At 65.5% G+C, this 24,270-nt stretch carries 23 protein-coding genes and 2 tRNA genes; 16 read left to right on the plus strand and 9 right to left on the minus strand.

Annotated elements, in window-relative coordinates; genetic code table 11:
- Window positions 1-15: 15 nt before the first annotated feature.
- On the minus strand, window positions 16-786 hold the full coding sequence (locus NO362_RS04515) for a carbon-nitrogen family hydrolase (protein WP_256546275.1): 771 nt from the start codon (window positions 784-786) through the stop codon (window positions 16-18).
- Window positions 783-2,321 (minus strand): glycerol kinase GlpK, encoded by a 1,539-nt coding sequence (glpK, locus tag NO362_RS04520; RefSeq protein WP_256546276.1) that lies wholly within the window; start codon window positions 2,319-2,321, stop codon window positions 783-785. Before glpK ends, NO362_RS04515 begins: the two co-directional genes overlap by 4 nt.
- 225 nt (window positions 2,322-2,546) lie before the next feature.
- On the opposite strand from glpK, the gene NO362_RS04525 reads away from it, so the two are divergent.
- A complete protein-coding gene (locus NO362_RS04525) occupies window positions 2,547-3,977 on the plus strand; it encodes an FAD-dependent oxidoreductase (RefSeq protein WP_256546277.1) in 1,431 nt (476 codons plus the stop codon).
- 62 nt (window positions 3,978-4,039) lie between these two features.
- On the opposite strand, the gene NO362_RS04530 is transcribed toward NO362_RS04525, so the two are convergent.
- Window positions 4,040-4,113, minus strand: a tRNA-Lys gene (locus tag NO362_RS04530).
- Between the two features lie 199 nt (window positions 4,114-4,312).
- On the opposite strand from NO362_RS04530, the gene NO362_RS04535 reads away from it, so the two are divergent.
- Window positions 4,313-6,586, plus strand: a complete 2,274-nt coding sequence (locus NO362_RS04535; protein ID WP_256546278.1) for a PAS domain S-box protein — start codon at window positions 4,313-4,315, stop codon at window positions 6,584-6,586.
- Window positions 6,587-6,612: 26 nt separating this feature from the next.
- Here NO362_RS04535 and NO362_RS04540 read toward each other — a convergent pair whose 3' ends face one another.
- The 3 genes from NO362_RS04540 to NO362_RS04550 form a co-directional block, all read right to left on the minus strand.
- Entirely contained in the window at window positions 6,613-7,305 is a 693-nt protein-coding gene (locus NO362_RS04540; protein ID WP_256546279.1) for a DUF7119 family protein, read from the minus strand.
- A gap of 259 nt (window positions 7,306-7,564) precedes the next feature.
- A complete protein-coding gene (locus NO362_RS04545) occupies window positions 7,565-7,726 on the minus strand; it encodes a DUF8595 family protein (RefSeq protein ID WP_256290224.1) in 162 nt (53 codons plus the stop codon).
- The gene (locus NO362_RS04550) at window positions 7,723-7,869 is read right to left on the minus strand and encodes a hypothetical protein (protein ID WP_256546280.1); all 147 of its coding nucleotides are present in this window, start codon (window positions 7,867-7,869) and stop codon (window positions 7,723-7,725) included. Before NO362_RS04550 ends, NO362_RS04545 begins: the two co-directional genes overlap by 4 nt.
- Before the next feature lie 217 nt (window positions 7,870-8,086).
- On the opposite strand from NO362_RS04550, the gene NO362_RS04555 reads away from it, so the two are divergent.
- Genes NO362_RS04555 through NO362_RS04565 form a run of 3 tightly spaced genes read left to right on the plus strand, consistent with a single transcriptional unit; the run spans window position 8,087 to window position 10,526 of the window.
- Window positions 8,087-8,440 carry a DUF8134 family protein gene (locus NO362_RS04555; protein WP_256546281.1) on the plus strand — a complete coding sequence of 118 codons (354 nt, stop codon included), beginning with the start codon at window positions 8,087-8,089 and terminating at the stop codon, window positions 8,438-8,440.
- Window positions 8,441-8,485: 45 nt separating this feature from the next.
- A complete protein-coding gene (locus NO362_RS04560) occupies window positions 8,486-10,234 on the plus strand; it encodes a nitrite/sulfite reductase (protein WP_256546282.1) in 1,749 nt (582 codons plus the stop codon).
- Window positions 10,235-10,241: 7 nt separating this feature from the next.
- Window positions 10,242-10,526 carry a DUF6360 family protein gene (locus NO362_RS04565; protein WP_256546283.1) on the plus strand — a complete coding sequence of 95 codons (285 nt, stop codon included), beginning with the start codon at window positions 10,242-10,244 and terminating at the stop codon, window positions 10,524-10,526.
- Between the two features lie 23 nt (window positions 10,527-10,549).
- Here NO362_RS04565 and NO362_RS04570 read toward each other — a convergent pair whose 3' ends face one another.
- A complete protein-coding gene (locus tag NO362_RS04570) occupies window positions 10,550-12,391 on the minus strand; it encodes an SLC13 family permease (RefSeq protein WP_256546284.1) in 1,842 nt (613 codons plus the stop codon).
- 242 nt (window positions 12,392-12,633) lie between these two features.
- Here NO362_RS04570 and NO362_RS04575 point away from each other — a divergent pair, with 242 nt between their 5' ends.
- On the plus strand, window positions 12,634-13,023 hold the full coding sequence (locus NO362_RS04575; RefSeq protein ID WP_256546285.1) for an SHOCT domain-containing protein: 390 nt from the start codon (window positions 12,634-12,636) through the stop codon (window positions 13,021-13,023).
- 26 nt (window positions 13,024-13,049) lie between these two features.
- Here NO362_RS04575 and NO362_RS04580 read toward each other — a convergent pair whose 3' ends face one another.
- Entirely contained in the window at window positions 13,050-13,253 is a 204-nt protein-coding gene (locus NO362_RS04580; protein WP_256546286.1) for a heavy-metal-associated domain-containing protein, read from the minus strand.
- Window positions 13,254-13,381: 128 nt separating this feature from the next.
- Between NO362_RS04580 and NO362_RS04585 the strand changes: the two genes are divergently transcribed.
- The 10 genes from NO362_RS04585 (at window position 13,382) to NO362_RS04630 (ending at window position 24,006) form a co-directional block, all read left to right on the plus strand.
- Window positions 13,382-13,975: an AsnC family transcriptional regulator gene (locus NO362_RS04585; RefSeq protein WP_256290212.1), complete on the plus strand. Its 594-nt coding sequence runs from the start codon at window positions 13,382-13,384 to the stop codon at window positions 13,973-13,975.
- A 128-nt stretch (window positions 13,976-14,103) separates the two neighbouring features.
- Window positions 14,104-16,776 carry a heavy metal translocating P-type ATPase gene (locus NO362_RS04590; protein ID WP_256546287.1) on the plus strand — a complete coding sequence of 891 codons (2,673 nt, stop codon included), beginning with the start codon at window positions 14,104-14,106 and terminating at the stop codon, window positions 16,774-16,776.
- A gap of 136 nt (window positions 16,777-16,912) precedes the next feature.
- A complete protein-coding gene (locus tag NO362_RS04595) occupies window positions 16,913-17,821 on the plus strand; it encodes an acyltransferase (protein ID WP_256546288.1) in 909 nt (302 codons plus the stop codon).
- A 62-nt stretch (window positions 17,822-17,883) separates the two neighbouring features.
- Window positions 17,884-18,681: an IclR family transcriptional regulator gene (locus NO362_RS04600; RefSeq protein ID WP_256546289.1), complete on the plus strand. Its 798-nt coding sequence runs from the start codon at window positions 17,884-17,886 to the stop codon at window positions 18,679-18,681.
- A 277-nt stretch (window positions 18,682-18,958) separates the two neighbouring features.
- Entirely contained in the window at window positions 18,959-20,047 is a 1,089-nt protein-coding gene (locus NO362_RS04605) for an ABC transporter substrate-binding protein (protein ID WP_256546290.1), read from the plus strand.
- Window position 20,048: 1 nt separating this feature from the next.
- On the plus strand, window positions 20,049-20,885 hold the full coding sequence (locus tag NO362_RS04610; protein WP_256546291.1) for an ABC transporter permease: 837 nt from the start codon (window positions 20,049-20,051) through the stop codon (window positions 20,883-20,885).
- Window positions 20,882-21,637 (plus strand): ABC transporter ATP-binding protein, encoded by a 756-nt coding sequence (locus NO362_RS04615; RefSeq protein ID WP_256546292.1) that lies wholly within the window; start codon window positions 20,882-20,884, stop codon window positions 21,635-21,637. Before NO362_RS04610 ends, NO362_RS04615 begins: the two co-directional genes overlap by 4 nt.
- Window position 21,638: 1 nt before the next feature.
- A complete protein-coding gene (locus NO362_RS04620) occupies window positions 21,639-22,544 on the plus strand; it encodes an MBL fold metallo-hydrolase (RefSeq protein ID WP_256546293.1) in 906 nt (301 codons plus the stop codon).
- Entirely contained in the window at window positions 22,541-23,629 is a 1,089-nt protein-coding gene (locus NO362_RS04625; RefSeq protein WP_256546294.1) for an amidohydrolase family protein, read from the plus strand. The genes NO362_RS04620 and NO362_RS04625 overlap by 4 nt, the downstream gene beginning before the upstream one ends.
- Window positions 23,626-24,006: a Rieske (2Fe-2S) protein gene (locus tag NO362_RS04630; protein WP_256546295.1), complete on the plus strand. Its 381-nt coding sequence runs from the start codon at window positions 23,626-23,628 to the stop codon at window positions 24,004-24,006. The genes NO362_RS04625 and NO362_RS04630 overlap by 4 nt, the downstream gene beginning before the upstream one ends.
- A 115-nt stretch (window positions 24,007-24,121) precedes the next feature.
- Here NO362_RS04630 and NO362_RS04635 read toward each other — a convergent pair.
- A tRNA-Gly gene (locus tag NO362_RS04635) sits at window positions 24,122-24,192 on the minus strand.
- Between the last annotated feature and the right edge of the window lie 78 nt (window positions 24,193-24,270).

Genomic DNA, 24,270 nt, shown 5'->3' on the forward strand with positions numbered 1-24,270 from the left:
CGCGCGTCGTTTCGATTACAGTTGTCGATCCGCTAGCGCCGGGAACGACTCGCGCGTCTCGCGAACTTCGTCGAGGGCGACTTCGGCCAGCACCGTTCGGGCGTCGGTTCCGGCGTTGGCGCGCTCGATGCCCCAGGGGTCGACGACGACGCTCTCGCCGCCGAGGTCGACGCCGTCGATCGATCCGGTGAGGTTCGCGGCGACGAGGAGCGACTGATTCTCGACGGCCCGCGTCCGGGTGAACAGGTGCCAGTGATCGAGTCGTTCCCGCGGCCACGCCGACGTGACGAGCAGTATCTCGACGCCGGCGTCGACGAGTTCGCGGTACAGGGTCGGGAATCGGAGGTCGTAGCAGGTCGTCAGTCCGAGCGTCCCGAGGTCGGTCTCGACGGCGCAGATTTCGTCTCCCGGCGTCAGGCGCGTCGCTTCCTCGGAGTCGTACCCGAAGAGGTGGATCTTCCGATACGTCCCGAGCAGTTCGCCGTCCGGGCCGAACAGGACCGACGTGTTGTACAGGTCGTCGCCGTCGCGCTCGACGAGGCTCCCGCCGTGGAGGTGGATCGACAGCGTGTCCGCGAGCGCGGCGAGCCGATCCGTCGTGGGTCCCGGGACCGGTTCGGCGGCGTCGTCGTAGGCGTCGAACGCGAAGTAGCCTACCGGCCACATCTCGGGCAGGACGGCGAGATCGGCCCCGCGCTCTGCGGCGTCGCGAACGCGCTCGACAGCCCGGTCGCGATTTTCTTCGGGGGCGTTCTCCGCCGGGAGCTGGACGGCCGCGACGTTCATCGTTCGTCGTCCCTGGCCCAATCGAGCGAGCGCTCGACGGCCTCCTGCCAGCGGCCGTAGCGCTCGTCGACGTCGGCGTCGCTCGCTGGCTCGAACTCGCGGTCGATCTGCCAGTTCTCACGGAGCGCCTCCAGCGACTCCCAGTAGTCGACCGCGAGGCCGGCGGCGTAGGCTGCGCCGAGCGCGGTCGTCTCGTCGACCTCGGGCCGGACGATCTCGGTTCCGACGACGTCCGCCTGCAACTGACAGAGGAAGTTGTTCTTCACCGCGCCGCCGTCGACGCGCAGTCCCGACAGCTCGATCCCGCTGTCTTCGAGCATCGCCTCGGCGACGTCGCGCGTCTGGAACGCGATCGACTCCAGCGTCGCCCGAACGATGTGTTCACGCCGGGTTCCACGGGTCATCCCGACGATCGTTCCGCGGGCCCGTTGATCCCAGTGGGGTGCACCCAGTCCAGTGAACGCGGGTACGACGTAGACGCCGTCCGTCGAGTCGACAGAGCGTGCGAGCGCCTCGCTCTCGGCGGGATCGTCGATGAGCGTCAGGTCTTCGAGCCATTCGATCGCCGCGCCGGTGATGAAGATCGAGCCTTCGAGCGCGTACTGCACCGGCTCGCCCGACCGCTGGAAGCCAACGGTCGTGAGCAGGCCGTGCTCCGAACTGACGGCCTCCTCGCCGGTGTTCATCAGCATAAACGATCCGGTGCCGTAGGTGTTCTTCGCGTCGCCGGCGTCGAAACACGTCTGGCCGAACAGCGCGGCCTGCTGGTCGCCCAGGGCGCCTGCGACCGGGACGGACGCGCCGAGGAACCCCTCCGCGTCGGTCGTGCCGTAGTAGTCGTCGTCCGAGGAGGGACGCACCTCCGGAAGCACGGCCTCCGGCACGCCGAACTCCGCGAGGAGGTCGTCGTCCCACGTCATCTCGTGGATGTCGAACAGCATCGTCCGCGAGGCGTTCGTCACGTCGGTGACGTGCTCGCCGGTGAGCTTGTAGATCAGCCACGAGTCGATGGTCCCGAAGCAGAGTTCGCCCGCCTCGGCACGGTCGCGGACGTCTTCGGGCCGCATCCGCCTGAGTTTGATCGGATCGGCGTTGTCGAGGAGCCACTCGACTTTGGTCGCCGAGAAGTACGCGTCGGGTTCGAGCCCCGTCGTCTCTCGGATCCAGTCGTCTTTGCCGTCCCGTTCGAGCCCTTCGATCCGGTCGGTCGTTCGTCGGTCCTGCCAGACGATGGCGTTGTAGACGGGTTGGCCCGACTCGCGGTCCCAGACGAGCGTCGTCTCGCGCTGGTTCGTGATCCCGATCGCCGCCAGTTGTGCGGCGTCGATGCCGGCGTCGTCGAGCGCGCGCTCGATGACGGCCGCCGTGTTCTCCCAGATCTCCTCGGGGTCGTGTTCGACCCAGCCGGGTTCGGGATAGATCTGTTCGTGCGTCTCGTAGGCGTTCGCCACGGGTTGGCCGCCGTGGTCGAACACGATGAACCGCGTGCCGGTCGTTCCCTGATCGATCGCGCCGACGTAGGTGCGTTCGTGCATAGCTGTGAGTTGCGTGGTCCTGTGAGTTGCGTGGTCGGTCGTGACACTGCCTGCGTCGTATCGTTCACGACGAGGTCGCCGGATAGTCGGTCAATCTGTGAGCCGTGGGATGCTAAAACCCGGCGTTCGAGCGGACGCCGCTGATACCGATGTCGTCCCGGCGGCCGTGCGCGAGCGACGCCGTCCGGCGAAAGCTATCTATCACCGGCGGTCGCAGGTGGCGGTATGTCTGATCCGTTTGTCGTGGTCGGCGGTGACGCCGCCGGTCTCTCGGCTGCGAGCAAGTGTCGCCGGACCGACCCCGACCGCGACGTCGTCGTCTTCGAGAAGGGCCAGTGGATCTCCTATGCACATTGTGGGACGCCATATTTTGTGAAGGGCGAGGTCGAACGCCTCGACGATCTGCTCTCGCTCTCTCCGGAAGACGCCGAAGAGCGCGGCATCGACCTCCGACGCGGGCACGAGGTCGTCGCGGTCGACACCGACGAACAGACAGTTACCGTCGAGAGCGCGGGAGCGACCTTCGAACAGCCCTACAGCGACCTCCTCGTCGCGACGGGTGCCCGGGCGATTTCGGACCCGATCGAGGGCGCATCGCTCGACAGCGTCTTCACGCTCCACGGCCTCGACCACGCGGCCGCGATCCGCTCGTATCTGACCCCGCCCGCGGAGTTCGATCCCGCGGGCCTCGGCGGGGGCGACGCGCTCCCGGAGGCTGTCGTTGAGCGGTACGGCGCGATGACGCCGCCCGAGACCGTCGCCGTCGTCGGCGCGGGCTACGTCGGCGTCGAGATGGCGGAAGCCTTCGAGGCCTGGGATCTCGACGTACACCTGTTCCAGCGCACGGGCTATCCAGTCCCGGGCTTCGGCGAGGCGGTCGGGGAGGCCGTCGCCGAGCACCTCCGTGACACCGGCGTCACGCTCCATCTCGACGAGGAAGTCGTCGAACTCCGCGGCGAGGACGGGCACGTCTCGGAAGTGGTCTGCGAGAGCGGCTCGGAACTCGACGTCGACGCCGCGCTCGTCGGAATCGGCATCGAGCCGAATACGGAACTCCTCGCGAACACGCCGGTCGAACTCGGCGCGTCGGGGGCGATCGCGACCGACGCCTACGGGCAGACGTCCGTCGAGCGCGTCTACGCCGCCGGCGACGTCGCGGAGATGCCACATATGGTCACGGGTGAGCCGACGTGGGACCCGCTCGGCCTCCCGGCCAACCGCGCCGGCCGCGCGATCGGGGCGACGGTCGGTGGCGATCCCTCGCCCGTCGGCGGCGTCGCGGGCACGGCGATGGTGAAAGCGTTCGACCTCGAAGCAGGGCGGGCCGGGCTCATCGACGAGGACCGCGCCCGAGAGGCCGGCTTCGACCCGGTCTCGAAGACCATCACTGCCGGGTCGCGGTCGGGCTACTACCCCGGCGCGGCGGAGACGACCGTCACGCTCACTGCGGACCGTGAGACGGGCCGGCTCCTCGGCGGGAGCGTCGTCGGCACCGACCGCGCGGCGATCCGCATCGACACGGTCGCGACGGCGCTCGGCGCGGAGATGACCGTCGGCGAACTCGAACGGCAGGATCTGGGCTACGCGCCGCCGTTCAGCCCCGTCTGGGACCCCGTCCTCGTCGCTGCGAAGGTGCTGAACGGGTCGCTGCCTTGAACAGACGAGCTCGCAGAGAAGACACCGAGCTGTCGCTCGGAATATCGTTTAGTGACAGCAAGCGGGCCGGGAGGGACTTGAACCCCCGACCGTCTGGTTAAAAGCCAGACGCTCTGCCGAACTGAGCTACCGGCCCGCACCCAGGGGTAACTGACGGGTCGTGATAAGCGTTTAGTCTCGGGAGCCGTTTTGACAGCGGCACAACTGATAATCAGAAGAAGATATATCCTGGCCCCGATACTACTCGGCGTGAGACGTGTGATTCGGGGGCTAATCGACAACCGTGTGGCTCGCAGTTGGCGACCAGCGCGCCGCTCCTGTCGAGCCGGTGACCTATGACCCCCGGGTCACGCACCAGAACTGTGCTCGTCTGTGACGACGAGACGCTCGCGTCGTCGCTCCGTGCGGCGGTCGAGGGCCGATCACGTCCGCTCCGGATCGCCTCGGTAACCTCGACAGCAGACTGCGACAGCCCGCGACGCGAACAGCCGATCGACTGCATCGTCCGCCGCTCGATGCCGGACGCGGACGCGTCCGCCGCTATCACGCCCGACGCTCCGCACGGCGCCACGAACCGTCGCGACGGTACCGTGACCGTCCCCGTGATCGTCTATCCGTCGACCGAGGATCCGGAACTGGCGCGTGCGTCGACCGAGCGCCCGATGACCCGGTACCTCCCGGAGTCGATCGACACCGACGAGCACCACCTCCTCGTCGACGCCATCGACGACTTCGTCGCGCGGCGCGCCCGCGAGAAACGACACGCAGAGGAGCGCGAACTCCTCGAACAGACGTCCGAACTCGCCGACGTCGGCGGTTGGGAACTCGACGCCGAGCGGGAGGCACTCACGTGGACCGAACAGACGTACCGTCTCCACGGCGTCTCAGAGACGTTCGATCCGACGCTCGAGAACGCCATCGAGTTCTATCACCCCGACGATCGCGACGCAGTTCGCGCCGACGTGGAGGCGGCACTCTCCGGGGACCCGTTCGACTCGACCTACCGACTCTTCAGGGCCGACGGCGAGGTCCGCTGGGTACGCTCCCGCGGTGAGCCGATGTACGAAGATGGAACGATCGTCGGCGTCCGCGGCGCGTTCCAGGACGTTTCCCAACGGAAGGGCCGCGAAGACGTGATTCGGCGGTTCAAACGCGCGATCGAGGCGGCGGGACACGCTATCTTCATCACCGAGCGGGACGGGACGATCACGTACGTCAACCCCGCGTTCGAGGACGTCACGGGCTACGCTCCTCGGGAGGTGATCGGCGAGACGCCCTCGATACTCAAGTCCGGCGAGATGAACAAGGAGTACTACCGAACCCTCTGGAGCACCGTTCTCTCGGGGGAGGTGTGGTCCGAACCGATCGTCAACGAGCGCAAATCGGGCGAGCACTACCACGCATCCGAGACGATCGCGCCGATTGTGGGTGAGGACGACGCCGTCGAGGGGTTCGTCGCGATCCAGACCGACATCACCGAACTGATCCACACCAAAGAACGGCTAGAGACGTTCGAGGAGATCGTCCTCCGCCTCGACGATCCGATTATGCTCCAACAGTGCGACGGCACGTTCGAGGTCGTCAACGACGCCGTCGCCGAGTACGCCGGGATCTCGAAATCGGAACTCGTCGGGTCCAACGAGTTCGACTTTATGGACGAACCGACGGCGCAGAAGATCCAACAGAAGAAGACCCGCGTCGTCGAAGAGGAGCGGGCGATCACCTACGAACTCAGTCCGACGTTCCCGACGAAAGGGCAGCGCTCGTTCGTCACGACGCGATACCCCCACTACAACGAAGACGGGGAGGTCGACGGCACGGTCGCGATCTGTCGGGACGTCACCGACCAGGCCGAACGCGAGCACCAACTCCGCGTTCTCGATCGGATCCTGCGACACAACCTCTACAACAAGATGAATCTGATCCTCGGGCACGCGGAACTGCTCGAGGACCGAACGACCGGCCAGGAGAAGCGTTCGGTGCAGACGATCCAGAATACGGGCAACGAACTGGTCGACCTCGCCGACAAAGAACGACGGATCGTCGATCTCCTCACCGACGACTCCGTGCCGCGTCGCCTCGGCGTTCGTCCGATTCTCGAGGAGGTCGTCTCCGGGCTCCGCGAGGAGCACCCGGATCATTCGATTTCGGTCGACTGTCCGGAGGCGTACGACGTCTATGCGATTCCGGAGCTCAGTGACGCGATCGCCGAACTCCTCACGAACGCGATCGTCCACGGCGGCGAGGATCCCGACGTTTCGGTGACCGTCAAGCGTGACGGCGAACAGGTCGTCGTCACCGTCACCGACACGGGGCCGGGGATCCCCGAGATGGAACAGCAGGCGGCGCGGGGAACGACGGATATCACGCCGCTGTTCCACGGGTCGGGTCTCGGCCTGCAGTTCGTCTACCACGTCGCGAAGCGCTCTGGGGGGTCGCTCCGCTTCGAGTCGGCGGAGGCCGACGGCTCCGGCGACGAGAGAACGACGGAACGAGAGTCGGCCGGAGCAGTCGTCGCGCTTCAGTTGCCGACGCCCGAATCCGGTCGCGATGCTGCGGCGTCGTCTCGGTCGTCAGACACAGAAGTGTCGCCGCCGGACGCAACGTAGCTTCTCGGGGCCGTGGGACGGGACGGTTAGTCGGGACTGACTGCTCGTTCGTCGAAGTACGCGTCGAGCGCTTCTGCGGCTAGTTCGCCGGGCTCGCGGTTTTCGACCGACGCGCGCCGGCGGAGTTCGCGGTACGTTTCGAGCGGGAGGTCCAGTTCGAGCCGTCCCAGTTCGACCCCGCGAGCGGCGAGTGCGTCCGCCGCGCTCGTGTCGCCGTCGACCTCGCTGGCGATGCGGCGCACCTGCCGGACCGTCAGGTCGGCGTCGACGACGGCCCACGCCAGATCGAAGCGGTCGACGCCGGAGACGCGAGCGATGTGTTTCGCGGCGGTCGGCGCGATGTCGCCGCGGGCGACGTGCCGGCGGATCGCCTGCGGGAGGTCGTGGACGCGGGCCCACTTCCGGACGAACGAGACCGAGACGTCCCCGCCGGCGCGGTCGATTGCCGCTTTGTACGAACCGACGCCCCTGACGAGCGCGGCACAGGCGGCCGCCCCGCGGAGCATATAGACGTTGTCCGCCGCCCCCACGGTGTTCTGCGAGAACGCCAGCACCGTCTCGGCGGCCTCGGCGACGCTCTCGGGGTCGTCGGGATCGAATCCGACGGCCTCCTTGGCGCGCTCGCCGGTGACGGCGGGATCGGCGCGGACGACGGGCTCGCCGACCGGTTCCTCGCGGTCGGCTGGAAGTCGCCTGTGGGCGTCGGCGTCGTCGGTCATCTTCGGATCAACGTAGCGAGCCTGCGATTAAAAGCCTCTCCCCGGCGTGCGCCGCGGGCGAGAACCGTCGGAGTCGGCTCTGAGCGGCGCTGGAACCCAATCGGCCGCCTCGGGTAGCGCGCTCGCGTCCGACACCGACTCGGCTTCGCGGATGGGTCACTGGCACGGCCTCGGCCTCATAATGATTACTCTCGTCTCTTGCCGCCGACCATCGCCACCGGGAGTGGCGCTCGGCGGTACACAGTGAGAGTAATCATTATCAGTCGCTCGCGGCGGGTTCCTCGCGGCTGTCCGAGAGGTGCTCCCAGACTTCGGTGCAGCCCGCCCCGTCGGAGAGGTCGTCGAGGTGGTCGTACTCGGCGGTGTCGCGGTCGCCGATTCGGTCCGTCGCGTCGTCGTCGGAGTCTTTCGTCTGGCTCATTGGGTCGGTGTCGCGTGGTCGCTCGCCGGTTCGTCTCGTCGGCCGTACAGCTCGGGGGCGACGTCGGCGGGGGCGTGCTGTCGCTGCCCCCCGAGGGGGCTCTCGATCGAAGCGCAGTCGTCTGTCGGGACCAGGTCGGTCATCGAATCCGCGTATGCCCCCGCTCCGCATAAGGGTCGCTTCCGGAGTAAATCGGACCACTACTCCCGGATACCGGAACTCCGTTCCGGCTTCTACGACGACTCCGATAGGCCAAAACCGACCGACAGCGCGGGCATTGTGTGCGAGACGGCGTCACCGACAGCGTCGCCCTTTGTGACCGCCGTCAGAGACGGGGCTCCCGAGCGCGTAGCCGGTCGTGTGACGACTCGACTTCGTATCCTCGACGACGGTGCGTGGCTCTCTGTCGACGACACGCGGCAGGTGAGCGTGAGCGAACTCTGGCGGCTCGACGCCCCGGGATTCTGCGAGTGTGACCTCTCGGATCTGGTCGTCGAGAACTTCCTGGAGGTCGGTATCGACGGCCGAACGGTCGAAGTCCGCGTCTACGGTCAGTGCATCGCCTGCGGGACGAAAGCGACGACCGGCTGGGTGCCCGTCGGCCGGGTCGTCGACGGTGCATTCGAAGATATCGACCGCGAGAGCGTTCTCCGACCCCGATCCCAAAAGAGTGGGCAACATCATCCGGATAGTGGGAGCACCGGGCAGGGTTGACGGCACGCGTTCGCCTTTGAGTATCGGTCTCCTGTGTCCGATAGGATGCCAACGGACGTCGAGAACTGGAAATCAGCGGTCTACGGGAACGAGATACGCGAACACCTGTTCAGGTTCGCCGAGGAGGGCTACGACGCCATCCCCGACGACGAGCGCGACGCGTGGTTCGAGCGCTTCAAGTGGTGGGGACTGTACCACCAGCGGAACGGCCAGGAGGGTTACTTTATGATGCGGATCGGGACGCCGAACGGCGTGCTCGAACCGGGACAACTGCGCGTCGTCGGCGAGATCGCGAACGAGTACGCGACCGGACCGGGCACGAACCCGATCTTCGGCGACGCCTACGCCGACTTCACCACCCGGCAGTCGATCCAACTGCACTGGATCGAACTCTCTGACGTGCCGGCGATCTTCGAGAAACTGGAGGCGAACGGGCTCTCCACCCAGCAGGCGTGTGGCGACTCCTGGCGGAACATCGTCGGGAATCCCGTCGCCGGCAAGGACGGCCAGGAAGTCGTCGACGCCTGGCCCGTCATCCGCGACCTCAACGAGACGTTCAAAGGCGACGACGACCACTCGAACCTCCCGCGGAAGTGGAAGGTCTCAGTCACCGGCTCCGCCGACGGTTCTGGGCAGGGCGACATCAACGACCTCGCGTTCGAGCCGGCGTACAAGGAGATCGACGGCGAGGACGTCGTCGGCTTCAACGTCCGCGTCGGCGGCGGCCTCGCGCGCAACGAGCCGCGGTTCGCTCGCGACATCGACGTGTGGGTGCGTCCCGAGAACGTCCCGGCCGTCGCCGGCGGCCTCTCGGCGCTCTTCCGTGACAACGGTGACCGCGAGGACCGTTACAACGCCCGGATCAAATTCCTCGTCGACGAGTGGGGCCCCAAGAAAGTCCGCGAGACGCTCCAGGAGGAGTACGTCGACTTCGAGCTGCACACCGCCGGCCGCGACGTCCGCGAGGAGTACACCTACAACACCGGCGAGGGCGAGCGCAACGACCTCGTCGGCGTTCACGAGCAGCGAGATGGGAAGTACTTCGTCGGGCTCAACGTCCTCGTCGGCCGGATGGGCGCCGACGACGTCCTCGACCTCGCCGACCTCGCCGACGAGTACGGTTCCGGCGAAGTTCGGCTCTCCCAGCGGCAGAACGTCATCGTGACCGACGTCCCCGAGGCCGATCTCGATGACTTCCTCGCCGAGTCGCTCCTCGAACACTACTCGCCCGACCCCTCGCCGTTCATGCGCGGCTCGGTCGCCTGCACGGGCACCGAGTTCTGTTCGCTCTCGATCGTCGAAACGAAGAACCGCCAGGTCCGCTTCGCGCGCTGGCTGAAAGAGAACGTCGACCTGCCCGACGACGTCGAGGAGTTCCACATCCACCTCTCGGGATGTACGGCCTCCTGCGCGCAGCCGCAGATCGCCGACGTGAGCCTCCGCGGGATGAAGACCCGCAAGAACGGCGAGGCGGTCGAGGCGCTCGACGTCGGTCTCGGCGGCGGCCTCGGCGAGGAACCGCAGTTCGCCCGCTGGGTCACCCAGCGCGTCTCGGCCGACGAGGTCCCCGGTGCGATCGCGAACCTGATCGACAGCTTCGCCGCCGAGCGCGACGATGGGGAATCCTTCCGCGCGTTCGTCGACCGCCACGAGGACGCGGAACTCGACGCCTTCGTCGACCCCGAGGAGACGGACTACGAGGACCCGATGCTGCACAACACGAAGATGACGTGGTACCCCTACGCCGAGGAAGACGGGATGGACGCGGCCCCGCCCACGCCGGCGGACGACTGAGCCGACGATGCCGGACCGCCTCCTCAAGGTGAACGCCTACACGACGCTCGACCTCGTCGACGCCACTGCACGCGGTCACGACTTCGAGAACGAGGCGCTCGCCGTCCTGAACGTCACCGCGCCGCGAGAGGACCCCGATCACGTGACGCTCCAACTCGAACTCGACAACGCCCAACTCGACTCGCTCCCGGCGCACGCCGACGAGGTCACGCTCTCTGCGACGGAAGCACGGACGCTCGCGGACGCGCTGTACTCGTACGCCGACGACGTCGACGACGCGACCGATCGCTGACCTCTCTTTCTTTTCACCTGCCACTACACGCCCCAGAGAACCGCGATTCCGGCCGTTCCCACGACCGCCAAGAGCAACTGGAGCGGCCCGCCGACGCGCACGAAGTCGGTGAACTCGTAGCCGCCGGGACCGTAGACCATCAGGTTCGTCTGATAACCGACCGGCGTCACGAACGATGTCGCGGACGCAAACATCGCCCCCAGCAGGAACGCGAACTCGTTCGCGCCGAGGCGTGCGGCCGCGTCGACGGCGACCGGAATCGCGAGCACCGCGGTCGCGACGGGCGTGATGACGCTCGCCAGCAACCCCACGGCCACGTAGAGCACGAACAGCACCGCCGTATGCGGGAGCAGGCCGCCGATAGCGACGAGGAGTTCTGCCAGCAGGGCCGCCCCGCCGGTCTCCGTGAGTGCGACCCCGAGCGGAATGACGCCCGCCAGCAAGAAGATCACGTTCCAGGAGACGGCATCGTAGGCGTCCGACGTGGAGAGACACCCCGTCACGACCATCGCGACGACGCCGGCGAGCGCGGCGATCACGATCGGCAACAGATCGAGCGCGGCGACCGCGACGACGCCGAGCAGGATTCCGACCGCGACTGGCGCGGTCGACGACACCGGCGGAAGCGCGTCGCCCTCGTCACCGAGTTGCTCTTCGAGGCCGCGCTCGTCGATCACGAGCAGTTCGCCGGTGTCGCTGAAGTAACGCAGCGACGCCGGCGTCGTCCGCAACAAGAGCAGATCGCCGGCCTGCAGCGTCGCCTCGCTGATCTCGGTGCGGATCAGGTCGCCCTCGCGGCGGATCGCCAACACCGTCGTCTGGTGGTACTCGCCGAACCCCGTCTCGGCGACCGTCTCGTCCACGTGCCGCGAGCCTTCGGACACCAGCGCGCGGGCCAGCGTGCTGTCGGTGGCCGACGTCTCGAAGGTGTCCTGCGTGACCGACTCCCGAAGCAGGTGGCTCACGTCCGCCTCCTCGCGGAACCGATTGACGGCTTGGACGGATCCGTGGACGACGAGGACGTCGCCCGCTTCGATCGACATATCGCTGTGTGGACCGGCGATGCCCGTCCCGCCGCGTCGCAACTGCAGGAGCCGAACGTCCGGATGCTCCGCGTCGAAGGCGTCGAACGCAGCCCCGACGGCGACCGACCCCTCGCGTACCCGCATAAACGCGAGGTAGTCCGAGAGGTCGAACTCCGAGACGCGGTCGGCGTCGGCCGGAATCCGCGCGGGCGTGAGCCGTCGTCCGACCGTCAGGAGGTAGGCGGTCCCGACGACCAGCAGCACCGCGCCGAGGCCGGTGAACTCGAAGACTCCGATCCCGTCACGTCCGTCGATGAGCACGCGGGCGAAGTCGCTCGCGAGGATGTTCGTCGCCGTCCCGACGAGCGTGAGCGTTCCGCCGAGGATCGCCGCATACGACAGCGGCAAGAGGAGCTTCGAGGGACTAGTGTTCGTCCGCTCGGCCAGGTCAGTGATCATCGGGATGAAGACGGCGACGACGGGCGTGTTGTTGACGAAGCCGGCGATCGGCCCGGTCGTACAGACCGTCGCGACGAGCGCGCGGAACTCACTGCCCTCGGTCAGATCCGCGAGGACGACGCCGAGCAGCTTGATCAGCCCCGTCTCCTGGATCCCCGCGCTCAGCATATACATCGCGATGATCGTGACAGTCGCCGGATTGGCGAATCCGGAGATGGCGGTCCTCGCGTCCACTCCGGTCCACGGTTCGAGGACGACCAGCGCGGCGACGATTCCGATCGCTGTGACGTCGTTGGGGACGATCTCCGTCACGAACGCGACGAGGGCGAGGACGACCAGCGCGAACACGACGGCCACGCCGGGCACCCCGAAAGGCGGCATCTGCCTCGGAGTCTCCCGGAGCGTTCATATACGTTTCGAGGGTCTTCCCCGTCCGGTCGCTCCGCTCTCTTGTCTGTGTCCGCCGGCGACACAGAGGAAAACGACCCGACGGCCGCAAAGGGAAGCGACGCGAGCGCCGCCTGATCGGTTTCGAAACCGAAATTTCTGGCGCTCTCCACCACGCACTTCGAAGTGAAAACTGCGGTAAGTCGGGAGCCCTTACTAGCAACTGGTGAGACACGATGGAACAGCAGTACGTCACGCGGTGGCTCCTCGGCGCCCTCGTCGCCGTCGGTGCGCTCCTCCTCGTCGGGCCACTCCTACTCGGAGTGGGCGGTAGCACGATGGGATGGGGGAGCGGAATGACCGGCGGGATGTGGGGGCCGATGCACGACTCCTGGACGGGAAGCGGAATGATGGGGTCGACATCCGGCTGGTGGCTCCTCGTCGCGGTGGTGTGGCGACTCCTCCTCCTCGTCGCGCTGATCGGCGGCGGATACCTCCTCTACCGCGCGGTCGCCGCGGACCGCCCTGATCCGGCGATTCGAGAACTGCGGCAGGCGTACGCTCGCGGCGACCTCTCCGAGGAGGAGTTCGAGCGCCGGCGGGATCGGCTCGAACAGGAGCAGTAGTCGGCGACCCGAGCGCTCGTCCCGACTCAGGCCGAAGCGTCGTAGCCGGCGTCGTTCACGGCGTCGACGAGATTCGCGACGGCGGCGTCGCCCTCGACCGTCACGGCGTCCGATTCGCGATCGGCCTCGACCGATTCGACGCCCGAAACCGACTGGAGTGCGTCTTCGACCGTCTGTTCGCAGTGGCCACAACTCATTCCGTCGACGGTGAGCGTCTGCGTCTGGCTCATCACTCGCGTCGTTGCTCCTAGTCTGATATGTGTCTCTCGGTTTTTCTTCTTCGGCCAGATCCCGCCGTGACTTTCGAAACGAAAGCGTTCCGGCAAACGTACTTTAGCCGTCGACACGAACAGTATGTATGTCCGCGCTCGACGAGACTGACGTTCGTATCCTGGAACTGCTCGTAGAGGACGCTCGACGCCCCTACAGCGACATCGCCGAGTCGGTCGACCTCTCCCCACCGGCCGTTTCGGATCGGGTGGAACGACTGCGCGAATCGGGCGTCATCCGGCGCTTCACCGTCGACGTCGACCGCTCGCAACTCCGCGCGGGGGTGCCCGTCCTCGTGACGCTGGAACTCCCCTCCGACGTGGTCGAGGCCGTCCGCGACGACGTCGTCGGCGCGGAGCCAGTCGAACACGTCTTCGTCACTGCCGAGGGCGATGTGGTGTTTCACGCGCGCCTGCGCGCCGATGCCGTGCGCGAGCAACTCGACCGCCTCGTCGACCTCTCTCGCGTCGACGACTACGAGGTGACCGTCGTCGGCGACGTCGAGTGGAGTCCGGCGCTCGGCGGCGCCGAGTTCGCGCTGTCGTGTGCGGAGTGCGGGAACACCGTCACGAGCGAGGGCCGTAGCGAGCGCTTCGACGGCGAGCGCTACCACTTCTGTTGCCCCTCCTGTCTGGCGCAGTTCCGCGAGCGCTACGAGCAGTTCGAGGCCGACGCGGCGTAACCGTCCGCTGACAGCCGACTGGCGACCGCTGACCGATCTGACTTTGGATTCGAAGGTTTCGGTGCTTGGATATCGCGGGTCTGAAAGGGACAAACGAGGTAAGAGAGGGTCCCCTAGTACTACCTAAGATGAGTACACGGACAACTCACCTCGACGTCCGAGGAATGTCCTGTGCCAACTGTTCGCAGTCGGTACAGGGAGCGCTGGACGCACTCGACGGCGTCGAGGACGCGACGGTCAACTTCGCCACCGACGAGGCGACGGTGACGTACGACCCCGAGCGGACGTCGCTCGGTGAGATATACGACGCCATCGTCGAGTCCGGCTACGATCCGGTCTCGGAGACGGTTTCGATCGCGATCACGGATATGTCCTGCGCCAACTGCGCGGAGGCGAACCGGACGGCGCTGGAGTCGACGCCCGGCGTCGTCAGCGCGGACGTGAACTTCGCGACCGACGAGGCGCAGGTGGAGTTCAATCCGGGCGAGGTCACGATGGAGGACCTCTACGACGCCATCGCGGCCGCCGGCTACGCGCCGGTCCGCGAGGATGAAGACGGCGACGGCGACGCGGGCAGCCGTGAGGACGCCCGCGACGTGGCTCGGAAAGCCGAGATCCGTCGCCAGAAGCGACTCACGCTCTTCGGGGCCGCGCTCTCGACGCCGCTTCTGGCGATGCTGGCGCTGCACCTGTTCGCACCCGGCACCGTGCCGGAGGCGATTCCCGGAACGAGCCTCCCCTTCGGCTGGGTCGCGTTCGCGCTCGCGACGCCCGTACAGGTCATTCTCGGCCGCGAGTTCTACGAGAACAGCTACACGGCGATCGTGAAGAACGGCACGGCAAATATGGACGTGCTCATCGCGCTCGGGTCCACGACGGCGTATCTGTACTCCGTCGTCGCGCTGCTCGGCATCCTGCCGGACGCGGGGCTGTACTTCGACACCGCCGCGCTCATCCTGGTGTTCATCACGCTCGGTAACTACCTCGAAGCGCGCTCGAAGGGCCAGGCATCCGAGGCGCTCCGGTCGCTGCTCGAAATGGAGGCCGACACGGCCACGCTCGTCGACGACGACGGCACCGAGCGCGAAGTCCCGCTCGAAGACGTCGCAGTCGGCGACCGGATGAAGGTCCGTCCCGGCGAGAAGATCCCGACCGACGGCGTCGTCGTCGACGGCGAGTCCGCGGTCGACGAGTCGATGGTCACCGGCGAGTCTGTCCCCGTCTCGAAAGCGGACGGTGACGAGGTCGTCGGTTCGACCGTGAACCAGAACGGCGTGCTCGTCGTCGAGGCGACGAAAGTCGGCTCCGACACGGCGATCCAGCAGATCGTCCAGACGGTCAAAGAAGCGCAGTCGCGGCAGCCGGAGATCCAGAACCTCGCCGACCGGATCTCGGCGTACTTCGTCCCCGCCGTCATCGTCAACGCCCTGTTCTGGGCGACGGTCTGGATGCTGTTCCCGGCGCAGTTGGCCGGCTTCGTCGAGGCGCTCCCGCTGTGGGGCGTCGTGGTCGGCGGCCCGGCCGCGGCCGGCGGCACCGTCTCGACGCTCGAGTTCGCGGTCCTCGTGTTCGCGTCCGCCGTCCTGATCGCGTGTCCCTGTGCGCTCGGCTTAGCGACGCCCGCGGCGACGATGGTCGGAACTTCGATCGGCGCCCAGAACGGGGTGCTGTTCAAAGGCGGCGACATACTCGAACGCGTCCGCGACGTCGACACTGTCGTCTTCGACAAGACCGGCACGCTGACGAAAGGCGAGATGTCGCTGACCGACGTCGTCGCACTCGAACCCACGCCGGACGGCGGCCAACTCCGTGAGGTCGACCGCGACGAGGGTGCTGCGGGCGAGCCAGCGGAATCCGACGAGCGCGTCGCCCCCGAAACCGAGGTGCTTCGGCTGGCGGCCGCCGCCGAACAGCACAGCGAGCACCCGCTCGCGCAGGCGATCGTCGACGGCGCGCGAGAGCGCGGCATCGACGTCCCCGACAGCGACGACTTCGAGAACGTCCCCGGTCACGGCGTCCGTGCGACTGTCGACGGACAGACTGTCTTGGTCGGCAACCGCCGCCTCCTCGAAGACGCCGGGATCGACCCCGCGCCCGCCGAGGACGCGATGCGCCGCCTGGAGAGTGAGGGCAAGACCGCGATGCTCGTCGGGCGCGTGCCCGCCGACGCGGAAGCTGCCGACGTCACCGGCGAGGTCCTCGGCGTCGTCGCCGACGCCGACACGGTGAAAGAGACCGCAGCCGACGCCGTCAGCGCGCTTCGAGAGCGCGGCGTCGACGTACAGATGATCACCGGCGACAACGAGCGGACGGCCCGCGCGGTCGCCGAGCAGGTCGGCATCGACCCCGAGAACGTCCGCGCGGAGGTACTCCCCGACGGGAAGGCCGACGCCGTCGACGCGATTCAGGCGGAGGGCCGGAAGGCGATGATGGTCGGCGACGGCGTCAACGACGCGCCGGCGCTCGCGGCCGCCTTCGTCGGCACGGCCATCGGCTCGGGCACGGACGTCGCCATCGAGGCGGCCGACGTGACGCTGATGCGTGACGACCCGACCGACGTGGTGAAAGCGATCCGGGTCTCGGAGGGGACGCTCGCGAAGATCAAGCAGAACCTCTTCTGGGCGCTCGGGTACAACACCGCGATGATCCCGCTCGCCTCGCTGGGACTCTTACAGCCGATCCTGGCGGCGGGCGCGATGGCGCTGTCGTCGGTATCGGTGCTGACGAACAGCCTGCTGTTCCGTCGGTACACCCCCGACCACGACTACAGAGTGCTCGGGTTCCTGCGCGGACGGAACTAAGCATCGCCCGTTAGCTTTCTACGGTCCGCTTCACGTTGTGGGCCGCTCTCTAGCTCCGTGCCATCGATTCACAGCGGTCGGTCGAGAGCTTCGCACAACCGAACGGATTTGACGCCGGAGTCCGAACCCGGCGCCGATGACAAAAGTCAACGTCTCCCTTCCCGCGGAGGCGGAAGCGAACGTCGCGGCGTTCATCGACGAGGTAGACGAGCGGCTCTCCTCCGAGGAGGAGATCTGCCGCGTCGTCACCGAGACGCTCGTCGATCTCCACGGGGACCGCGAGGCGTACGACCGCTGGCAGGCCGGCGAAGACATTTCGGCGGCCGAGCGCGTCCGACTCCAGGGATACGACCCCTGCAACGCGACGCTCGAATCGGAGTACTACGCCGAGAAAGACGAGGACCGATTCCAGCGCTCGAAGTATCTCCAGTGGCTCTGGCGGCAGTTCGACGCGACGCCGATGGCCGACAACGTCGACTTCGCGCTCCGGTTCCGGCAGATGCTCGCCGACCACCTCTTCGAGGAGTGCGGCGACGACTGCCGGTTCTTCAAGGGGATCACGTTCACCTACGGGCACAACATCACTGTCGGCGACAACGTCGTCATCCACGACGACGTCCACCTCGACGACCGCGGCAAACTCACGATCGGCGACCGCGCGTCGATCTCGGACAACGCCCACCTCTACAGCCACGACCACGACGTCGTCGACCAGACCGACGTCGAGAACTACCACACGATCGTCGGCGACGACGCCCGCGTCACCTACGACGCGATGGTCCGCGCCGGCTGCCGCGTCGGCGAGAACGCCGTCGTCGGCGCGCGTTCCGTGGTTCAGGGTGACGTCCCGGACCACCACGTCGCGGCCGGCATCCCCGCCACGAGCCTGAAGGTCAAACCCGGCTGGGAGTCCGTCGCCGACCCCGTCGAGGACACACTCCGGAACCGACAGGCCGAGCGCCGGATCGAGTACGACCTGCCCAAGGAGGTCGAAACGTTCGACGAGTTCCAGCGGGAGTTGACGCCGCCGGACACAGCCGAGTGACTCCGACCTGCGTCTGTTCGCGAGGGCGGAACTTTTGTACCCACGAACGAGACATCTAGACAATGAGGCACGGTGACGAGGGGCAGCCTTCTGAATCGAACGACAGCGCGCCGAGCAGCGTCGAAGCGACACGACGCTCCATCGAGATCCTCCGCAGTCTCAAGGAAGACGGCTCCGCGAATCTGACGGAGATCGCTGACCGACTCGGCTATTCGAAGAGCACTGTCCACCGGCACCTCTCCACGCTCGAAGACGAGGGCTACGTGACGAACACCGACGACGGCTACCAGGTGGGGCTCCTGTTTTTGGACTACGGCATTCACGCACAGAACGAACACGGCCTCTATCAAATCGCCAAGCCCAAAGTCGACGACTTGGCGAACGAACTCGACGAGAAGGTGTGGATTATGGCTGAGGAGAACGGGTACGGGACCTTCCTGTATCACAACGCAGGCAAACAGACGGTCGAGACATACACGCGCGACGGGTACCGCGCGCGCTTGCACGCCTTCGCGGCCGGCAAGGCCGTCTTGGCGTTTATGGACCGCGAGAAGGTCGAAGACATCTTGGATCGACGCGGTCTCCCGGCCGAGACGTCCCGGACGATCACCGACCGAGCGGAACTACTCGACGAACTCGAAGCAATCCGCGAACGGGGAGTCGCGTTCAATCGAAGCGAGTCGATCCGTGGCGTACACGCAGTAGCTGCCCCGATCATCGGCTCTGACGACGAACCGGTCGGCTCGCTCACCGTCGCCGGCCCAGCGAACCGATTGAAAGGCGAGTATCTGACCGACGAACTCCCAGAACTCATCCTCGGTGTTGCGAACGAAATCGAAGTCAATCTCACCTACGGCTGAGTACCCTGTCGCACTCGTTCCGCTGCCCGGAACAAACACCGTTCTCTTTCTGTTGCCATCGTCTCTGAATATTGATACTCGTCTCGGCCCCGATATCGCCGCTTCTTTTGTAGCTCTCACTCTGCGTACCGCAATATATCCCGATCTTTCAATATGATATTAAAAATTGATAATTTTTCTTACAGCCAAAAAATAATCGCAGTGTTGCGTTCTTACAGTACGAATATCAGCTAAACAATAGTTTTATAGTATATCATTGTTTTTCATACTGGTGAAGATGTCAAACAATAGCACGCACATCGACAGGCGGACGGCGCTCAAACTGACCGGCGCGTTTGCGGCGACGAGCGCGTCGGCACTTGCCGGCTGCGCTGGCGGCTCCAGTGGATCGTCCGGGACGTCGACCGGCACGGACGCGTCGACGGGGACGAGTGAGACTGATGCCGGAGGCTCGACGTCAGGCAGTTCCGACCCGACCACTGTGGTTCACGGCGCGACGAACGGCGGCACGACGGGGATTCTCACGACGGTAATGCAGGAACAGGGCATCGACGAGAAACACGGACTCTCGCTCCAGCCGGAACTGTTCGCGAGCCCACCAAAGGTCCAGCAGCAACTCGTGTTCAACGCGGACATCCCGACGGGATATATGGGGTCCATCGTGGCGACCCGAATGCACTCGAAAGGAGAGAATCCGCAACTCATCGGCCCGTATATGCTGTATCACTCGTACATCATCACGCGCTCGGACAGCGATATCGACGCGCCCGAGGACCTGCGCGGAAAGCGCGTCAGTTTCGCTTCCACCGCCGCGGACGCCTGGCTAAAGTTCGTCGTGATGCTCGATGAGGCCCACGACGTCAAACGCGAGGAGTACGAGTTCGTACAGGCTGCGCCGCCGGCGGCACTGTCGCTGCTCGAAAAAGGGGAACTGGATGCAGTCCTCTCGTTCGAACCGCTGGTCTCGAAGGCGCTGTTGAAGTACGATTTCGAGGTTGTCTTCTCTCCGCGGGAGGCCTGGCGCGAGGCTGAGAGCCTCCCGCTGACGACGGTCGACTTGGCGTGGACAAAACAGTGGTACGACTCGAACCCGGACGCGGCGACCGGCCTCGCCAAAGCCTTTATCGAAACGCAGCAGTACCTCACCGAGAACATCGATGGTGTCGTCGATAACTACAGCGACTCCTTCGGCCTCGAAAACCAAGAACAAAAAGACCTCGCCAAAGAGCGCCTCGTCGATATCTATCCTGACGAGTGGGACATCGAGGCGTTCCAGGAGTCCGAGATGAAGATGGTGGAAAAAGCCCGAGATCTCGGCCTGATCGAAGCCGAACCGACCGAGAACATCTTCAACGAGGTTCTGTGAGATGTCGCTGGAGGCATCCGATTCAGTCTTCGGCCGTGGAACGCCACTCAGACGGCTGTTTCAGCGATACCAGCGCTACATCTACTACACGATCTCCGTCGTCGCCTTCCTCGCGTCGTGGGAGATCGTCGCCCGGTTCGTCGCCGCGGATCTGCTTCCGAGTGTCGTCCCGGTCGCGAACGAGATGGTCTCCATCGCGGTCAGCGGGGCGTTCGCCAACCACCTCGTCGACACCCTCGGACGAGTCGCGGTCGGCTTCTTCCTCGCGTATGGGGTCAGTATTCCACTCGGCATCGCGATGGGCCGAGATCACCGTGCGGAGTACCTCTTCGACATCCCGATCCTGATCGGTATCTCCGTGCCGGGGCTGGCGGTCGCGATCGTCGCGATCATCTGGTTCGGGCTCTCGGAACTCGCCGCGTACTTCTCGGTGTTCTTCCTGGCGACGCCGATGATCGTGTTCAACTTCTGGCAGGGGACCAAGTCGATCGACGAGGACCTCATTCGGATGGGACGCTCCTTTGAGGTCTCGCGACTGAGCCTCGTCCGCAACGTCGTCCTGCCGTCACTGCTGCCGCACCTACTCGCAGCGGCGCGCTTCGGTCTCGCGATCAGTTGGAAGATCGTCGTGATCGTTGAACTACTCGGCCTCACCAGTGGTATCGGCTTTATGATCAATCGGCAGTTCCAGTTGTACTCCGTCGTCGGCGTCTTCGCGTGGACGCTGGAGTTCACACTCGTGATGATGGCAATCGAATTTGGCCTTCTCAAGACGATCGAAAAGCGCGTGACCAAGTGGCGCGGTGACGGCCACTCTGGGGGGGCAAGAGCAGCATGACGAAGATAGAGATCGACAGCGTCGACAAGCAGTACCGGCAGATGGATGGAAACTCTCTGCAGGTGCTCGATGACGTCCGCTTCGAGACCGACGAGAACGACTTCCTCTGCATCCTCGGTCCCTCGGGCTGCGGAAAGTCGACGCTTCTCAACATCATCGCGCAACTGGAGGAACCCTCCGCGGGCTCGGTCGCGGTCGGCTCGGAGAACTCCCCGACCGACGTCTGCTTCGTCTTTCAGGAACCGCGGTTGCTCGATTGGCGCACCGTCAGACAGAACATCGAGTTCGCGCTGGACGGCAAAGGCGTCCCGAAAGACGAGTGGGACGAGCGGATCGAGACGTACCTCGAACTGGTCGGCCTCGAGGATTTCGTCGACGAGTATCCCCGGTCGCTCTCTGGCGGGATGCAACAGCGAGTCTCTATCGCCCGCGCGATGGCAGTCGAACCCGACGTGATCCTGATGGACGAGCCCTTCTCCAGCGTCGACGAGATCACAGCCCGGAACCTCCGCAGCGACCTCGTCGACATCTGGAAGGATCAGGAACGAACAATCGTCTTCGTGACGCACGATGCCATCGAGGCGACGTATCTCGCAAACCGCGTGCTCGTGATGTCGCACCGGCCGTCGAGCGTTCTGGTGCAGGAGAAAATCGACATCGACAGACCGCGCAGTATCGACGACCCGGAACTCGTCGAACTCGCCGAGGAGTTCGTCGGACAGCTCGAAACCCGTGCGGGGGCGACGACGTAATATGGAGGTAACGCTTCTCGGCACGGGAAGCCCGGCCCCGAACCTCGACCGCGCTGGCACCGCGCTCACCGTCAGCACCGGTGGTGAGACGTTCTTGGTCGACTGTGGGCCTCGAACGGTCTATGAACTGCTCCGTAACGGGATCGATCCGGGCTCGATCTCCGAACTCCTGTTTACCCACCATCACGTCGATCACAACGCCGCATTCCCGCACTTTGCCATCTCCTCGTGGACGGCAGGTCGAGAATCGCTGCGCGTGTACGGCCCCGACGGTACCGACGATTTGATCGAGGCGCTGTACAACGTCTACGAGGACGACCTCGCCTACCGCCAGCAAGTAGGATACGACGCGACCGGTATCGAGGACATCGAATGGATCCCCGTCGAAGACGGCTCCCGGTTCCAGCGGGGTGACGTCGAGATCGAGGCATCCTCGGTCGAGCACTCGATCGAGACGTACGCCTATCGCTTCGAGGGGCCGAACGGCGAGCGCTTCGTCTTCTCCGGCGACACTCGGAAGTCCGAGGATCTCGCAGCGTTCGCAGCGGGTGCCGACGTGCTCGTCCACGACGCGCATATGTCGCCGGTCGGTGACCCCCCGACGCCGTCGGGCGACGAACTCGTCTGGGACCGGTACCTCACGCCGTATCCGGAGGAAATGGCAAATAACCTTCAAAACACGCACTGCACCCCACGGCAGGCCGGCGAGATCGCGTCGAACGCAGGCGTCGACACGCTCGTCCTGACGCACTTCCCGCCGTACCGCGACACCGACGGGATTCGTGCAGCGGCGGCTGAGGCATTCGACGGGACCGTCATCGTCGGCTACGACGGACTCACAATCGACGTCTCGAACGGATCGCTAACGAACGAACCACAACGGGCTACCACGCAGGAGCAGCTATGAGCACTGACGGACACACTGTCGTCGACACCGACATCCACATCTGGGAACCAATGGAAGACCTTGTCCGGTACTTCGACGATCCCTGGAAGACGCGCCTCGAACGCGGCTGGGAGGACTTCGCGCGCCGTGCGTTCTTCCCGAAGTCCACCGGTGATCGGTTCGTCGGCGGCCGTCTCGACCGCAACGTCGCCGGGATGGACTCGTCGTATCCGGGCGAGATGCGACCCGAGGAGATCCCGGAGGCGATGGACTATCTGGGCGTGGACAAGTGTCTCGTCCTCTCACATCTGATCTTGGCGGCCGCGCCAGCACTCGGAGGCGACGACACGCGAATGACCACGTTCGCCAGCGGCGCGACCGACTACCTGCTCGATCAGGTCGTCGATCCGAACGAGGGCATCTACACCGCAATTCCGATCCCGCTCGACGACCCCGACGACGCTGTCGACCTGATCGACCGCGTCGGCGACGAAGAGGGGATCGCCGGCGTCTATATGATCACCGGCGGGGCCGAACCTCCGCTCGGGAATCGCCAGTACGAACCGGTCTATCAGGCGGCCTCCGAGAAGGACCTCACTGTCTGCTATCACACCAGTGGCGCGGGCATCGACAACTACCACACCAAGGGCTACGAGAAATTGATCGAGACGCACACGCTCGGTTTCGTCGAGAACAATTTCGCGCAGGCGGTGAGCGTCCTCGTGCAAGGTATCCCAGAGAAGTTCCCGGATCTCGACTTCGTCTTCCTCGAAGCGGGCATCTTCTACGTGTCGCTGCTGATGAGCCGACTCGACTGTGAGTATCTCAAGCGGCCGTCGGAGGCGCCACTGCTCGAACAGCGCCCGAGCGAATACATCAAAGAGTCCTTCTACTTCGGTACACAGCCGCTCGAAACCGAGGTCGATCCGCAGTATCTCGAATCCGTGATCGATATGATCGGCGGCGCGGGGCGACTGATGTACGCTTCCGACTATCCTCACTGGGACTTCGATCGCCCCACTCGGATCACCGACCAGTCGTTCCTCTCGGATTCGGAGAAGGGGAAAATTCTGGGCGAAAACGCCGAGGCGGTGTTTGGCATATGAGCCGGATCCGCGTCGGCGAGGCCGACTCGTTCGACGATGGCTCGCGTGCCGTCGTGACGGTGAACGGTCACGAAGTCGCCGTCCTCAACTACGGCGGCGAGTACTTCGCCATCCTGAACCGCTGTGCACACGACGGCGGGCCACTCAACGAGGGCAAAGTCCACGAACGACTCGTCGCGGACGTCACGGAACCGGGCGAGCGCGACGTCGAGCGGTTCTGTGACGATCCAGCCGTCACCTGTCCGCTACACGGGTGGGAGTACGATCTCGAAACCGGCGTCCACGTCGGCGACGAGAGCATTCGACTGCCGACGTTCGACGTCGTCGTCGACGAGGGGGACCTGTTCGTCGTCGATCCGACGCCGTCCGAGTCCTAACCCGATCTTTCTCTGATCGCGTCCTGCCGTAAGAGCGTCCCCCGAGACTCACAGAGACGATAGCGAGCGAGAGAGCGGTTAGTACAGCAGCTATCGAGCGAAACGAGGACGAGAATGCGCCAGCCGGGAATTGAACCCGGGCTAGTGGCTTGGGAAGCCACTGTCCTACCACTGGACCACTGGCGCGCACTGGCAGCAATTACGCCGGCCTCCACTCGAAACAGAGCCACAGGCTCGACTTAAGGATGACGGAACGGGGGGCGA

Origin of the sequence: Halobellus inordinatus (assembly GCF_024498335.1) — an archaeon.
Taxonomy (GTDB): domain Archaea; phylum Halobacteriota; class Halobacteria; order Halobacteriales; family Haloferacaceae; genus Haloquadratum; species Haloquadratum inordinatus.

Bases quoted from the DNA above. Each gene is read 5' to 3' on its own strand.
- NO362_RS04515 (WP_256546275.1), bottom strand. From the start codon at position 786: ATGAACGTCGCGGCCGTCCAGCTCCCGGCGGAGAACGCCCCCGAAGAA.
- glpK (WP_256546276.1), bottom strand. From the start codon at position 2,321: ATGCACGAACGCACCTACGTCGGCGCGATCGATCAGGGAACGACCGGC.
- NO362_RS04525 (WP_256546277.1), top strand. From the start codon at position 2,547: ATGTCTGATCCGTTTGTCGTGGTCGGCGGTGACGCCGCCGGTCTCTCG.
- NO362_RS04535 (WP_256546278.1), top strand. From the start codon at position 4,313: ATGACCCCCGGGTCACGCACCAGAACTGTGCTCGTCTGTGACGACGAG.
- NO362_RS04540 (WP_256546279.1), bottom strand. From the start codon at position 7,305: ATGACCGACGACGCCGACGCCCACAGGCGACTTCCAGCCGACCGCGAG.
- NO362_RS04545 (WP_256290224.1), bottom strand. From the start codon at position 7,726: ATGAGCCAGACGAAAGACTCCGACGACGACGCGACGGACCGAATCGGC.
- NO362_RS04550 (WP_256546280.1), bottom strand. From the start codon at position 7,869: ATGACCGACCTGGTCCCGACAGACGACTGCGCTTCGATCGAGAGCCCC.
- NO362_RS04560 (WP_256546282.1), top strand. From the start codon at position 8,486: ATGCCAACGGACGTCGAGAACTGGAAATCAGCGGTCTACGGGAACGAG.
- NO362_RS04565 (WP_256546283.1), top strand. From the start codon at position 10,242: ATGCCGGACCGCCTCCTCAAGGTGAACGCCTACACGACGCTCGACCTC.
- NO362_RS04570 (WP_256546284.1), bottom strand. From the start codon at position 12,391: ATGCCGCCTTTCGGGGTGCCCGGCGTGGCCGTCGTGTTCGCGCTGGTC.
- NO362_RS04575 (WP_256546285.1), top strand. From the start codon at position 12,634: ATGGAACAGCAGTACGTCACGCGGTGGCTCCTCGGCGCCCTCGTCGCC.
- NO362_RS04580 (WP_256546286.1), bottom strand. From the start codon at position 13,253: ATGAGCCAGACGCAGACGCTCACCGTCGACGGAATGAGTTGTGGCCAC.
- NO362_RS04585 (WP_256290212.1), top strand. From the start codon at position 13,382: ATGTCCGCGCTCGACGAGACTGACGTTCGTATCCTGGAACTGCTCGTA.
- NO362_RS04590 (WP_256546287.1), top strand. From the start codon at position 14,104: ATGAGTACACGGACAACTCACCTCGACGTCCGAGGAATGTCCTGTGCC.
- NO362_RS04595 (WP_256546288.1), top strand. From the start codon at position 16,913: ATGACAAAAGTCAACGTCTCCCTTCCCGCGGAGGCGGAAGCGAACGTC.
- NO362_RS04600 (WP_256546289.1), top strand. From the start codon at position 17,884: ATGAGGCACGGTGACGAGGGGCAGCCTTCTGAATCGAACGACAGCGCG.
- NO362_RS04605 (WP_256546290.1), top strand. From the start codon at position 18,959: ATGTCAAACAATAGCACGCACATCGACAGGCGGACGGCGCTCAAACTG.
- NO362_RS04610 (WP_256546291.1), top strand. From the start codon at position 20,049: ATGTCGCTGGAGGCATCCGATTCAGTCTTCGGCCGTGGAACGCCACTC.
- NO362_RS04615 (WP_256546292.1), top strand. From the start codon at position 20,882: ATGACGAAGATAGAGATCGACAGCGTCGACAAGCAGTACCGGCAGATG.
- NO362_RS04620 (WP_256546293.1), top strand. From the start codon at position 21,639: ATGGAGGTAACGCTTCTCGGCACGGGAAGCCCGGCCCCGAACCTCGAC.
- NO362_RS04625 (WP_256546294.1), top strand. From the start codon at position 22,541: ATGAGCACTGACGGACACACTGTCGTCGACACCGACATCCACATCTGG.
- NO362_RS04630 (WP_256546295.1), top strand. From the start codon at position 23,626: ATGAGCCGGATCCGCGTCGGCGAGGCCGACTCGTTCGACGATGGCTCG.